Consider the following 14063-nt stretch of genomic DNA (forward strand, 5'->3'; position numbering starts at 1 on the left):
TGTGCCGCTGCATGAACGGTTTGGCGACATGGCATGGCGGCACGCACCTTCCGGTGCGGGGGCGAAAACGGAAGGCGAAGGGCCACGCCCGTCGTCTCTTCAAACCTAGCGGCAGACGAAGCTCGATGCTGTGTTCGGATCGCCGGACGTGTACGTCACCTTTTGCGGATAGGCGCATGCGGGGTGACTTCTGCGAACGGGCTTGTCGCCGGGGGAATGCATCTCGATGGCGCTAGGAGCGATCCCCTTTTCAACCCAGTTGATCAGCGCTTGGTAGAACTGTCCTTGAGGGATGACCGGTGGATTGGCGTCCGGGTTCGCCGTCCCGTTCGGCGACATGTGTCCATTGCCGGGGACGTAATACAGTCGATAAAACGATTGGACCGCGTTCACACCACCCATCTTCGCAATCACACTGTCGTAGTAGCGACCGATGCCTTGCGGCGGAATGACTTCGTCGTTGTAGCCCTGCCAGACGAGCATCTTACCGCCTTTTGCCCTGAATGCGGATAGGTCGGGGTCGTTGGTGCTCAGCCTCGAAAAGGTCGTTGCGTCGCGCTGTTCTGAGCGACTGATGATTTCAGAAAGCTGAGCATAAGACAGTGTGCGGAACTTGCTTTGGCCGACACCCTTGGCGTTTTTAAATCCTTCGTGCGCCATCGTCGGATCGCCCGTGACAAGGGCGATCACGTCCGACGAAATCGAGCTTCCGGCACCTGCGTTGGCTAAGCCCGCAGGGAAACCGAACGATCGCGTGAAGAAGGCATTCCACAGCGATGTGCCGCGTGCCGGCCCATACCAGATGTGCTTGCCTGCAATCGGCTCCCAGCCGTTGTCGATCGCGGGATCGGGAACGGAACCATCGCGAGTTGGACCGTACCACATTTTGTTGACGGCCTGGGCCTGAAGTCTCGTGACGCAGTCGGATGTCTGGTTTGTTCCGCCATCACCCCTGCATAGCACGGCGTTGTCCTTGGTCGGATCGTAGCGGCATTGCGCAGGGTCCATCACGAAACCGAGATGAATCCCGCCGATCGCGTCGCAGGCGTTGATCGCCGCATTGGAGACGAGGTCGAGCTGCGCGTTGGTCAGGGCCTTGCCGCCAAGATCTCGCTCGATCACGATCTGGGGATAAACCATGCCCGCGGCAAAGGCGCTCCAATTCAGCGCAGGATAGTTTGCAATGATGCCATCGAAATCGGCTGGGTAGGCCTGAGCCAGTTTGTGACCCTGGCGTCCCCCGGTCGACCCACCTTCCCAATAGCTGCGCGCCGCCGGCCTGCCGTAAAAAGCGGCCGTCAGGGCTTTGGTCTTGAGCGCCTGTTCATGGATCGAGCGGACTGAGAAATCATGGAGTAGCGCCTTATTCAGCGAGCCATCAGGGTTCATCGCGAAGTCGCCGCGCGGATTGCCCGTGCCAAGAGCCGGGCCGCCGGCATGGCCAGTATCGGTGGTGGACGTGACCGAACCTTCTGAACTGGCTGCTATCGCAGCATAGATTCCGCCGATTTGATCCGGCTGTCCCGCCGCACCACCCTGCCAGCCGCCGCCGCCCATGGCGTGGATTCGTCCATCCCACTTGGCCGGCGAGGGCAGCCAGATCTCGATGCCGATCCCCTTGGAGGTGGACGGGGCATTGACAGGCCCGGGATTGCCGGGGCCGACGTTGAGCTTCACCAGGCACAGATCCTGCGCGGCCGGCGGCGACATCGCCGGGTTGTCCTTGGCCAAGCGGATGATCTCGCCCGCGCGAAACTGCTTCACCAAAACGACGCTGGTCTGGGCGTCGGGCTGAAAGGCGGTTTTGAGGCTATCGTCGCACATAAGGCCGGTCGGCGCTGAAGCGTTGGCTGATTGTCCATAAGCAGGTGAAAGGCTAACCGTTGCTGCGAGAGCGCAGCCGAGCAAGCTGTAAGTGGCGATCTTTCGCACGCAATGTCCTCTTATTCCCAATGCGGCTGTTTGGCATGTCCCTGACACCGCCGGCATCCCCGTTTGGAGATGCGCGCGAAAAATGTGGGAAAGGTATTTCGCGCAAATAGCTGCGATCGCTATGCCTTCGATCCGCCGGTCATTTCACGATTATTCATAAGGAGGCCTCGGACTCATCGGGCAAGCCGCTGCATGAGGATTTGGAGCATTCACTGCAGAACTATGTATCGATATCGATGGCCAGAACACTACGCATGACAAGGCGTACCAAGTCGGGCAGTCCGCGCGCTCCGGTTTTCGCGTATATCGATTTGGAATAGGTTCGTGCCGTTGATGTGGTCCAACCAAAATGTTCAGCGGCTTCGGTCAATGTCATGCCTCGACTCAGGGCGAAAGCCAGCTTTGCTTCTCGCGGAAGCAAACCGAATAGTTCACCAAGAAGTTGGCACCGATCACTCGAATGCCAGCTATCACCATGGATATAGGCGATTGCGGTCGCCGGTCGGTGCATGGCGATCGTGGTGCGCCATGCCGGGGTCAACAGCATATCTAGCCACGGCTCGCGCGACAGCGGCAATGCGCGGGGGCGGCTACTCGGATCCTCTGCGAATGCCTTGAGCGCACGCGCGATTTGATCGGCAATGTCGCTGCTTTGCGCGGTGAGTCTGCCCGTGCTGCCCCGGCTTAACACTTTCGATGAGGATAGGACCCGGCCAGCTTGATCGTCATTGTCGAGGATATGCCCGTCGGCATCGAGCGCGATCCAGCCGAAACGCAAACGCCGTGTGGCTTCTTCGGCAACAGATGCAGCAAAATTTGCTCTTTCGCTGGAAATATACAACCTCAATACTCCCCGGAGTATGGGCGCGAGAGATTCGAGCAAAAGCTCGTCCTGAGCGGTGAAATCGATTGCTTCGTGACGCGCGATGCTCAACGTCGCACCGATTCCACTCGGCTCACGGACAAGCATTTGCCGCCCCGCTTTCACGCCGTATTGATCGGCGAATTGGCGCCGACGGGCGGCATCCTCAAAGCTGTCCATGCTGAGCATCCGCTCTAAGGGTACGGCCTTGTTCTCCACCATTGACGAGCCGGCAATTGGCTCTGAGCTTGAGAAATGCCCGAGATAGCTTTGCTTGAAACTCGACACACTACCCACCCCGGCCAAGAGAATCACGACCTCTTGAATGGGACGATTAGGCGGCTGGAACATTAGAATAGCGTGGTCTGCACGCGTCACTGCGCGTAGCCGGTCCAGAAACGTCGACCAAAGCGGCGTCTCGTAGACGCCGACCAGCAGCGCGTCGGTCAACTCAGCGTAAGTGGACTGCAGGCCGCTCCTCCCTTTTTGCACCTTCACCAAATGGGAATTTCTTTCCTTTGCCGTCCGGTGTCTAAACCGATGAACGTGGTGCGCGAGATACCACAGACAAATGGGATGAGGGAATGACAAACGCCGTCCGGCATTTACATCGAGTCCGCGATTTCAACTTGATAGTCGCCACGACTTGCACCCTAGTCGCCATGATGGGGCCGGCGGCCCATGCTGCAACCCTATCATGCAATGACTCTCTCAAGACGGCGTTCCAGCCCGATACGCAAACCACGGTGGTCCTGGTCAAGGCATTCAAGCAGGGCGAGGCGATCGTTCTATCGGAACCGGCGACACCTTTCACACCCAAAGCGCAAAGCGATCTTTGCCTCGTCAAGTTGAACGTCGGGCCGGGCAATCCGGGGCCAGCCGGGGCACCATCGACGTCGCCAGGCATCGGCATCGAGGTTTGGCTGCCCCCGGCGGAACGCTGGAACAATCGCGTGCACATTCTGGGCGGGGGAGGGTTCGATGGCGGCCCCCATGGATCGCCGCGCGCGATTGGCGAGCCGAGAGCAGCGGTCGTCGCAGATCGGGAGGGCGCCGTTTCGGCGACGTCGGACGGCGGCCATCCTCGCCGGGGTGCGGTTCCAGGACAGGGCAAAGGCGGGGGCGATTTCGGGATGCTTCCCGACGGTAGCCTCAACAAAACGCTGTGGTTCGATTTCGCGTCGCGAAGTACGCACCAAACTGCCATCAAAACCAAGGCGTTGGCCGCTCTTTATTATGGCCGGCGTGCCAAGTTCTCATATTTCGAGGGATCATCCAACGGCGGCCGCCAAGCGCTCAACCTGGCTCAGAACCATCCGGATGATTTCGACGGCATCATCGGCAACATGCCGGCCATCAACTGGTCCAGCTTTATGGCGGGTGACCTTTATCCGCAGCTTGTTTTTCAGCACGATCTGGGGGGCGGTGTTCCCTCGGAAGCCAAGCAGGATCTCGTGTCAAACGCTGCAATAAGGGCGTGCGATGTCGTCGGCGGCACACATCTTGGCTATATCGTCGATATGCGGGCCTGCCGCTATGATCCGACGAAGGACACAAGCGTCCTTTGCCAGACGGATGGCGGCACAAACATCACACGGGATTGCGTGACGCGCGCCGAGGCGCGGGCGTTCAACAAGATTTGGTATGGAATGACAAGCGACGGCTCTGTGCCGGACCCGGCGGTCGACAACGGCTGGAAGCGCGGGCTTGGCGGCGTCCGCCGCTGGTTTGGCCTGCCGCGCGGAACGTCGCTGTACAATGCGACGTTCTCGCGAATGTTCAATACCAGTGCGGGCCTTACCAATCCTGGCGGCCCGTTCACCCACGCAACCGACATGGTTGCCTTGATCCTGCAAAATCCAAAGATAGCTTGGGACAATTTCGAGAATGCGACTGGGAACGGCCAGAACGGGTGGAAGATGTTGTCCTACGCTGAACTCGCCGCGGTGGTCGATCGAAGTGTGGCGCTTCAGAAGAATCTCGGAAACATCGATAGCAACAATCCTGATCTTTCGGCTTTCGCTGCTCGAGGGGGAAAGCTGCTAACATGGCACGGCGTGCATGACGAAGCGATCCCCGTTCAAGGCACGATGCAGTATTACGACAGAGTCACCCAGAGAATGGGAGGACTGGCGCAGGTCCAGAAGTTCTACCGTCTCTACATCATCCCAGGAGTCGGGCACGCAACGCCCAACGGCACTTCGAATCCCGCTGCCAATCCGCCGGTCGTGAACCCTGATAATTTCTATGCAGCGCTGGTCGCCTGGGTCGAGCAGGGCTTGGCCCCGAGCCGCCTGGATATACAATCTCCGACCGACCGACCTGTTCGACGCAATCAGCCAATATGCCCTTACCCACAGACCGCGGTCTACGTGAGCGGCGAACCGAACGTGGCTGCGAGTTTCCGCTGCGCGGTGCAAGGGCCGTGACCGTTCGTAGCACCTTCGCCGCCAAAGGGCAGAACTTCAATATCGGCTCTAGTCGGCAAAAAATCGCATAGCAGAACAAAAACATCATTTAAGGGGGGACATATTTATGAAATCGACCGCAAGATTTTTCGTTGGGGTGAGCCTGCTTGTGATTTCTACGCCGGCACTTGCTCAGCAGGAATCGTTGAATTCCGAACCGGCTGAGCAACAATCTTCCGGTGATGAGATCGTTGTAACCGGGACCCTCGTCCGCGGTATTGCTCCCCCAGGTACCAATGTTATCGGCGTGACCGACAAGGCGGTTCAGGAAAGCGGGGCTACGAGCACAGCTCAGCTTCTACAGACGATCCCGCAACTCGGTACGTTCAACGGCTTGCAGAGCCCGGTCGGCGGGTTCTCCACAACAACGACCAATCGCCCAAACCTGCGAAACCTGCCGGGCTTCTCCACCTCGGGTTCCTCGCCGACGCTCGTACTCGTCGACGGCCACCGGGTTGTCGGTGCAGGCATTTCCGTAACGAGTCCGGATGCGGACATCGTGCCACCGGGTGCGATCGAACGCATTGAAATCGTACCCGACGGGGGCTCGGCGATTTATGGCTCGGACGCGGTCGCAGGCGTCATCAACTTCATCACCAAAAAATCTTACGACGGCCTGGAGATCGGCGGGCACTTCGGCTTCGCCGATGATTATTTCACGTGGGATGTGAACGCAACGGCGGGCCATACCTGGAACGGCGGGTCGGTCTATGTCGCGTACAACTACGCAAAGAATGATGCGATCTTTGGCCGGGACCGCGATTACGTGTTCTTCCCGCTGACGACTGTCGATGGGGTGGCCGCGACGAGCCTCACCTGCGTGCGCGGCAATGTGACAACGGGCACCGTCATTCCCGGCAGCCCCATGCAGACATCTCCGTTGAATCCTGACGGGACGATCGGGACCGGCCCTGTCAACCAGTGCGATCCGTCTGACAACGTGACTTTCTATCCCAAGCAGCAGCGCCATTCTGTTCTGGCGGGCCTCACACAAGACCTGACGGACAATCTTACTTTCGACGTGAAGGCTTTCTACACAAACCGCAGGTTGGAATCGTCCCAAGGTTTTTCTGGCAACACGACCAGATTCGGCCCGGCTTTCCTTGCTTCCTTCGGTTTTCTGCAAAGCCCATTCTTCTCTTCGCCAAACCCGCTGGCGACCAACACGGTCTATTACAGCCTTCCCAACGAACAACGGCATACCAACACACTTTCGACATGGGGCGTGTCCCCAGGCATCAAGGCCCAACTGGGTGGCGGTTGGCAACTCCGCGTTCTTACCAGCTATGGGGAAAGCGAGGCCGATTTCAGTGGGCTCAAGTATGATACGGCCGGGCTAGATCGAGCTATTTCGCTGGGGCTTATCAATCCTTACAACCTTTCCGCGAGCAACCCCGCGGTACTGGCCGCGGTCCAAGACTATGAGGAACGCTATATGACGCGCCAGCGGCAGTTCAACGCGCGCGCCGTTATTGATGGAGAACTGTTCGCGCTGCCTGGCGGAGGAGTGAAACTCGCGCTCGGGACCGAATATCTCTCGGATGCCTTCATCCGGCGCAGCTCTCCTTCCGGCGGGAGTTCACGGGTCGGAACCTTCGGCAGCGGATACGCCGGTCTCGAAGACGTCAACGGAAACACGATTCTGAGCGCCTATGGTCCGGCGACCGATCTCGAGCTCACGCGCAATGTCAAATCCGCCTTCGGTGAACTTGTCGTTCCAATCTTCGGCACAGACAATGCGACCACATTGTTCCGTGAGCTGACGATCTCGGCAGCTGGCCGCTATGACAAATACAGCGACTTCGGCGATACCTTCAATCCCAAGTTCGGGGTTACCTGGAAACCTGCCGATTCCGTGCGCATTCGCGGCGCTTGGGGCAAATCGTTCGTTGCGCCCAGCCTGGCCGACGATGATCGCACGGCGGCCACGAGCGCCAATTTCGTCAACTACCCGTTCCTGCTGCCGTCAGGTGGGCTGATCGGAACGGTCGTCAACGGATCGCCAGTCCCCGCCCCGGGCGGACGGGGGCAACTCGTCGTGTTGGGAAGCAAGCCAGGGATCCAGTCGCAAAAGGCTACCACCTGGAGCCTTGGTGTCGATTTCGATCCCGTGTTCATTCCCGACCTGCATTTGAGCACCACCTGGTGGAACATCGATTATCAAGGCGTTATTTCCATCCCGAACTTCACAAATCCGGATTTCTACTCTAACTTCATCGGGACCCCCGCAGTTATCTTCAATCCGACGCCTGATCAGCTTGCTGATATCCTCGCCCAGACAAACGTCCTAAGCGGCACCAGTTGCGGGGGAAATCCTGTCGGACAGCCTCTCAGTGGCTGCTACGTGATTATCGACGCGCGTAAGCAAAACCTTGCCCGGACCAAGGTGAGCGGTCTCGACTTTTCGGTCAACTACGTGAAGCCGACCGGGTTTGGCTCGATCGACCTCGCATTCAACGGCAATTACGAATTGAAGCGCGACTTGCAAGCGACCTCGGCGAGCGCTTTCCGGGATCAGCTTGCGGCTAATTTTAGCCGTTTCAAGTTCAGGGCGAGCCTTGGTGCTCAGGTCCAGGGACTGCGCGCCCAGGTCACTTGGAACCACACGCAAGGCTACGATCTCGATCCCGCCGTCGGGGTCGGGGTGCCGCAGACGCACGTCTCATCGTTCAATGTCTTCGATGTGTTCTTAAAATACGATGTACCAAGCAAAGGTACCTTCGAGAACCTGTCGTTCACGCTCAACGTGAACAACGCGTTCGACCAGGATCCGCCAGAATATCGGCAACAAATGATTGTTCCGCAATCGAACGGCTATATCAACGGCTCCACGCTCGGCCGGCTCATCCAATTCGGAATCAATAAGAAGTTCTAAAGAAAACACAGAGGACTGGCTTTGTGTACGATGCGCGTGACTGACAGCGTCGCGTATCGGCCGCGAAATTCAGCACGGGCGATCGGGGAGTGGGATCGCCCGGCTGCGCGTTCGCTAAGAACGGCCCTGGCGCTCCGGCAGATATGCAAGTTTGAGAGGTGATAATCGATGAAATGGAATGTGATAACGGCCATGGGACGGCTAAAGTTAGCGGTTTTTGCAGGGGCAATCTTGGCAATGCCGACTGCGGCAATTGCTGCGCCAGCAAAGGCGCTGCTGAGCTGCGACGAAAGTCTCAAGCGCGACTTCAAACCCGATAATCTTACTACGGTCACTTTCGTGAAGCAGTTTCGCCGGGGAGATCTGTTGACCCTGTCCGATGGCCAAGTCGGCAACACCGGGATGGTGCTGCCAAGCGCACAACCGACGAACGCCAAAACCGATCTATGCCTGGTAAAGCTGTTGATCGGGCCAGGAAATCCGGGTCCTGCCGACGCGCCTTCCACCTCCAGAGGCATCGGCATGGAGATCTGGCTGCCGAGCAAGCCTTTGTGGAACGAAATCATCCACAACCAAGGCGGAGGGGGCTGGGTCGGCGGTGACGGTTCGTCCCCGACCACGATCAACTGGTCTTATGTGATCGACAAGGCGGACACCGGGCACGCGGTGACCTCGATGATGGATACCGGCCATGTCATCGGCACCGGATCGTTTGCCATGCTGCCCGACGGCACCCCCAATCGGCGCTTGTGGGAAGACTTCGCGGTCCGTTCGCTGCATCAACAGGCCCTAAAAACCAAGGCGCTGGCGCTGGCATTCTATGGGCGTCCGCAAAAATATGCCTATTTCGAAGGTGGTTCGCAGGGCGGACGTCAGGCCCACAAGCTCGCACAGGCTTATCCGCAGGATTACAACGGCATCGTTGGCCTCTACCCGGCCATAAACTGGTCCCCGTTTTTCACGGCAATGATCTACAAGCACATCGTTGCGTATAATGACCTGGGCGGCAAGCCACTGACCGAAGCGCAGGAAGAGCTAGTATCCAACGCTGCGATACGATCCTGCGACACCGTAGGCGGAGCGCACCTGGGCTACGTCATCGACGATGCGGCCTGCCGCTATGATCCGACCAAGGATCGGGACGTGCTCTGCACGAGCGACGGCGGGCGTAACGCCACGCCCGCCTGCGTCACCACCGTCGAAGCGAATGCCTTCAATAAGGTCTGGTACGGCCCCACGCGCGATGGATCGGTGCCTGATCCGGCGCTGGACAACGGCTTCGACGCTAAGCTCGGGCCCAAGCAAATCTGGTTCGGCGTGCCGCGCGGCACCCTGCTCACTGGTAGCTGGTATATCCGCAATTTGATGCGTGGGCGTTCCATTCCCGCTTCGTCGGGGCCTGGGAGCCTTTATCTGGATCACGTGGCGCTGGAATTGCAAAACCCGGCAATCGCCAATCCACAGTTCACTAACGCGTCGGGCAATGGACAGGATTTGTGGAATGACCTCAGCTATAAGGAGTTCGCGAACGCCATGGCGCGCGGCAACGCCCTTGATCCTGTGTTTTCCTACATCAATACCGACGATCCCGATCTCAGCGCGTTCAAGGCGCTTGGCGGCAAGTTCCTGGGCTGGCACGGAACTGCCGATGAGGCGATTCCGGTTCAAGGAACGCTGAATTATTACGATCGAGTAGTTGAAAAGATGGGCGGCGTTGCCAATGTAAACAGCTTCTATCGCATGTATCTTGTCCCAGGCGGCGGTCACGGTGCGCCCCAAGGCACCGCCAATCCGGATGCCAATCCTCCTGCGGTCACGAGCCAGATGTTCGATCTGCTACGCAACTGGGTTGAGAAAGGTCTCGCGCCTGGACGCGTCGAGATATCCTCCCCGACGCCGGGGCCATCAGCGGCGACGCATCCGATCTGCCCGCTCCCCCAGAGAATTACCTATGAGGGAGGTGACCCGCGCGTGGCAAACAGCTTCGCCTGCGAGGGGCCTGTCAAAGGGACAGACGGAACTGACACCGGCTGATGGCCGGGGAGGATGAGCAAGACCCCATCGTCCTTCCGGACAGATGTCGATGCCGCGCGCGAAGAGCAGGTCCTCGACATGCCACAACGACAGCGGAAGCAGTATTACATCATTGGACGCCCCGCAGAACGCAAGCGATTTGCGGAGATAATAGAGCGCTTGATCAAGTGCTGCCATCTGTCCGACCTCGGGGTGCGGCATTGACGCCGCAGGCCTGCATGGGAGTTCGCGGATCGTCTTCAGAACATCATCGCGTGCTCGAAGCACGCCATACGTGAAAGGTTTTGCCGACCCCGACCAACCGACCGTTGCGCCATATTCTCCTTCGACGCTCGTCGACCTCGGGTCGGCTAAAACCGGGTGAAAGCATCGACCTCAAACTGTTTGCGCGTTAAACCAGGTCCATCGGCAGAGAATCTTGATCTGGAGAGGCGTGTATGAAATTAGGAACTTTGCAAATGGTTGGCGTGGCCACCATCGCCCTCGCAAGCCCAGCCATGGCTCAGAAGCCCGCCCGCGTTGCGGCGATGAACGAATATCAGCCGCCACGGCCATTGGCTTTCCAACTGTCGGCAGAAACGGCTACGCTGAGCGAGCTGCAGTCGAATCCTGCTTCGAAGGCGGCGCTGGAAAGCATCAATCCAGCGTTGGGGAATGCCGTGCTGGCGTCGATCTTCGGCTTCTACATCGTCCCGCAGTTCCGTGATATGCTGCCGGGAGCGACGACGCCCGAGGCAATCGCCAAGCTCAATGCCGCGCTCGCCAAGATTCCTCGCGGCGACTGGCCGGTCCGATGAGCAAGGTTGAAGAGCCCACAAGCGCATTCGACCTCGCGCGGCGCGACACTCTACGGCTGGCGGCCGGGCTTGTGGCGCTGTGGTCGGTGCCTGCTGGCGCTCAGACCGGCCATCCCAGCGCAAGCCCAAATGCTGTTCGTGATCGGCCGTTCGATGATGGCTGGCGGTTCCATCGCGGTGACGGACAGGGTTTCGAGACGGCGAGCTTCGCCGACCAGTCCTGGCGCGAAGTCGATCTGCCCCACGACTGGTCGATCGAGGACCTGCCCTCTTCGTCGAGTACCGGAGATGGTGCCCTTTGGCGTGGCGCGTCGATCCCCGAGCGCGTTGGCCCGTTCGATCGGGCCGCCAGCGATGGCGGGCTCGCTACCGGTTTTACGGTTGGCGGCACCGGCTGGTATCGCAAGCGCTTCGCCTTGCCCGAGATGGCGGTCGACGGTCGCGTGGAAGTGCTGTTCGACGGCATCTACATGGACAGCGACGTTTGGATCAACGGACATCACCTGGGTAACCATCCCGATGGCTACAACGCATTTTCGTTCGACTTGACCCCGCACCTGAACGCGGGCGGTGAAAATGTGTTGGCGGTGCGCGTGCGCAATATAGGCCACAACAGCCGCTGGTATTCTGGCTCGGGAATCTACCGTCAAGTCAAGTTGGCGGTGACCGGCCCCGTTCGATTTCCGCGCTGGGGCATCGGCATCACCACGCCAAAGGTTGCAGCACGCGCTGCACAGGTCGACATCGCGACACGGGTCGAGGGGCTACGCCCCGATGTCATCCTCGGCCTGCGCATCATGGACTCCGCCGGTCGGGTCGTCGCCGAACGCCGAGTTGAGGCGGCTTCCGAAGGCCTCGTGTCGCTAGTGATCGCTAATCCCAGGCTTTGGTCTCCCGACACGCCGGCGCTCTACCGACTCGAGGTTGAGCTACGTTCGGGCGAGATGGTGTTCGACCGGGTGATGACTGACTTCGGCATCCGCAATGTCGAGATCGACGCGCGCCGCGGACTGCGCATCAACGGTCGGCCTTACAAGCTGCGCGGCGCATGCGTGCATCATGACAACGGCCTGCTTGGCGCAGCGGCTTTCCCTGACGCGGAGGAGCGCCGCGTCAAGCTGCTGAAGGCGCGAGGCTTTAATGCAATTCGCACGGCCCATAATCCGCCTTCCGCTGCCTTCCTCGATGCCTGCGACCGCGAGGGCATGCTTGTCATGGATGAAGCCTTCGATGTCTGGAATGTCGCCAAGACGCCCGACGACTATCATAAGCATTTCAAGGATAACTGGCAGCGCGATCTCGGCGCGATGGTGCTGCGCGACCGCAATCACCCTAGCGTGATCATGTGGAGCATCGGCAACGAGATCAAGGAAAAGCTCACGCCGGAAGGGAACCGAACAGCTTGGATGCTCGCCCGTGAGGTCAATCGGCTCGATCCCACCCGGCCGATCACCGCCGCGGTCGATGGCTTCAGCGGTCGCCCAGTCGCAGGACTCGACGGCGAGCCCGACCAACCGGCGTTCATGTATCTCGATATCGCCGGCTATAATTACCGTTGGCCGGAGTTCGTTCCCGATCATGCGCGCTATCCTGGCCGCGTCATGATCGGCACCGAAAGCCGTCCGGGTGAGATGTACCCGGTCTGGACGCTAATCGACGACCTTCCCTATGTGATCGGAGATTTCGTCTGGACGGGCATGGACCATTTAGGTGAAGCGGGCTGGGGCTCGCCGAGCCTAGTCAAACCCGGGCAGTCCGGGGTCACCAATCGCCCGGACTGGCCTTGGATCGTCAATGCCGCCGGCGACATCGACCTGATCGGCGAACAAAGGCCGCAATCGCTGGCCCGCGACGTGATCTGGGGTCTGAGTCCTGTCGAGATCACTGTGCAGCGGCCCGTGCCCAAGGGCATGCAAGAATATGTCGGCTGGGCCGCATATTCGGACGAACTGCCCAGCTGGACGTGGCCAGGTAAGGAGGGCGAGCTGATGGCGGTCCGCGTCTACACGATGGGCGACCGTGTCCAATTGCTGCTCGACGGCAAGCCGGTCGGCACCAAGGCGCTTGGCCCTCACGACATGGGCAAGGCCGAGATATCCGTGCCGTATGCGCCGGGCGAGTTGGTGGCGGTTTCCTCGCGCGGCGGCAAGGAGATCGGCCGAAAGGCGTTGATGACGCGGGGAGCGCCGGCTGGACTGCGGATCCGACCCGACCGGACGTCGATTGCTTCGGGAAGGAGCGGCTTGGCCTTCCTAACTATCGAGATTGTCGATTCCGCAGGTCACGTGATTCCGGATGCGTTCCTTCCGCTCGAGATCGCAGCTGACGGCCCGGTGACGCTCGCCGCTTTCGGCAGCGCCAATCCACGCTGGCCGGCAAGCTTTCAGAGCCCGCGGTCGCACAGCTTCCAGGGTCGCGCGCTCGCGATCCTGAGAGGCCTTGGAACGGTCGGCCAAGCTCGAGTCACAGTAAGCGGGAGAGGGCTATCCTCAACAAGTGTCGTTATCCAAGTTCGTTAGAGGATCCCGTGCCCATTCTGGAGCGGATCCAAATCTTGCCGAAAGATGGGCTGACTGTGCTCGTCTCCGCTCGTTACAGGGACGAGGTCGAGATACGCGTGAATGTTACTCTACCTCCGCCTCACAGCACGCGCCGCCCAGACAGAGAATCGCTGCGAATATGCGAGAGTGACCGCCCAATGCAGCGGTGCGGCAGTTCTCGATCGCGGTCATCACCTTGAGCTGGGTGAGGCTCAGATGTCCCGCATAGGTGGTTCGATAGGCGGACCCTGCAGAACGGAAGATATCGGCGACCTCAAATGAGGTGCGCATTGGCTCAGCCGTCTGGCGGCACCTGTGGGGGTGGGACAATCCCCAGTCTCTTTCAGCGCCCTTCGCGGTCAACCAGATCGTTCACCGGTCCAATGGTCGCATCGATCAGAATCTGGCCGTGTGCGAGAAATGGAAGGTGCCGATCATCATCACCTCGCTTGGCGCGCGGGAAGATCTGAACGCGGCGGTTCACGATTGGGGCGGGATCACGCTGCACGATATCATCGACGATCCGTTCGCCCGCAAAGCCGTGGAGAAGGGTGC

The 14063-nt window shown here is 59.7% G+C and carries 8 protein-coding genes and 2 pseudogenes; 7 read left to right on the forward strand and 3 right to left on the reverse strand.

The window, feature by feature from the left end:
• Window positions 1-105: 105 nt before the first annotated feature.
• Together FHS49_RS19075 and FHS49_RS19080 are read right to left on the reverse strand one after the other, a co-directional pair.
• Window positions 106-1932 carry a tannase/feruloyl esterase family alpha/beta hydrolase gene (locus FHS49_RS19075; RefSeq protein WP_343053040.1) on the reverse strand — a complete coding sequence of 609 codons (1827 nt, stop codon included), beginning with the start codon at window positions 1930-1932 and terminating at the stop codon, window positions 106-108.
• Between the two features lie 220 nt (window positions 1933-2152).
• Window positions 2153-3295, reverse strand: coding sequence for a helix-turn-helix transcriptional regulator (locus tag FHS49_RS19080; RefSeq protein ID WP_184022130.1), 1143 nt, complete (start codon window positions 3293-3295; stop codon window positions 2153-2155).
• Between the two features lie 83 nt (window positions 3296-3378).
• Here FHS49_RS19080 and FHS49_RS19085 point away from each other — a divergent pair, with 83 nt between their 5' ends.
• The 6 genes from FHS49_RS19085 (at window position 3379) to FHS49_RS19110 (ending at window position 13487) form a co-directional block, all read left to right on the forward strand.
• Window positions 3379-5223, forward strand: a complete 1845-nt coding sequence (locus FHS49_RS19085) for a tannase/feruloyl esterase family alpha/beta hydrolase (RefSeq protein ID WP_184022132.1) — start codon at window positions 3379-3381, stop codon at window positions 5221-5223.
• 106 nt (window positions 5224-5329) lie between these two features.
• Window positions 5330-8137 carry a TonB-dependent receptor domain-containing protein gene (locus FHS49_RS19090; protein ID WP_184022134.1) on the forward strand — a complete coding sequence of 936 codons (2808 nt, stop codon included), beginning with the start codon at window positions 5330-5332 and terminating at the stop codon, window positions 8135-8137.
• 168 nt (window positions 8138-8305) lie between these two features.
• Window positions 8306-10171 (forward strand): tannase/feruloyl esterase family alpha/beta hydrolase, encoded by a 1866-nt coding sequence (locus FHS49_RS19095; RefSeq protein WP_221240592.1) that lies wholly within the window; start codon window positions 8306-8308, stop codon window positions 10169-10171.
• Window positions 10172-10183: 12 nt separating this feature from the next.
• Window positions 10184-10375, forward strand: coding sequence for a hypothetical protein (locus tag FHS49_RS19100; RefSeq protein WP_184022136.1), 192 nt, complete (start codon window positions 10184-10186; stop codon window positions 10373-10375).
• A gap of 293 nt (window positions 10376-10668) precedes the next feature.
• Complete coding sequence (locus FHS49_RS19105) at window positions 10669-10968, forward strand: hypothetical protein (protein WP_184022139.1); 300 nt, start codon at window positions 10669-10671, stop codon at window positions 10966-10968.
• Window positions 10965-13487 carry a glycoside hydrolase family 2 TIM barrel-domain containing protein gene (locus FHS49_RS19110; RefSeq protein WP_184022141.1) on the forward strand — a complete coding sequence of 841 codons (2523 nt, stop codon included), beginning with the start codon at window positions 10965-10967 and terminating at the stop codon, window positions 13485-13487. Before FHS49_RS19105 ends, FHS49_RS19110 begins: the two co-directional genes overlap by 4 nt.
• 168 nt (window positions 13488-13655) lie before the next feature.
• Here FHS49_RS19110 and FHS49_RS19115 read toward each other — a convergent pair.
• Window positions 13656-13799, reverse strand: a pseudogene (locus tag FHS49_RS19115) (IS91 family transposase); the annotation flags it as partial.
• On the opposite strand from FHS49_RS19115, the pseudogene FHS49_RS19120 reads away from it, so the two are divergent.
• Window positions 13792-14063, forward strand: a pseudogene (locus FHS49_RS19120) (nitronate monooxygenase); the annotation flags it as partial. The pseudogenes FHS49_RS19115 and FHS49_RS19120 sit on opposite strands and share 8 nt — an antisense overlap.

The organism is Sphingobium boeckii, assembly GCF_014199215.1.
GTDB classification, from domain to species: Bacteria; Pseudomonadota; Alphaproteobacteria; order Sphingomonadales; family Sphingomonadaceae; genus Sphingobium_A; species Sphingobium_A boeckii.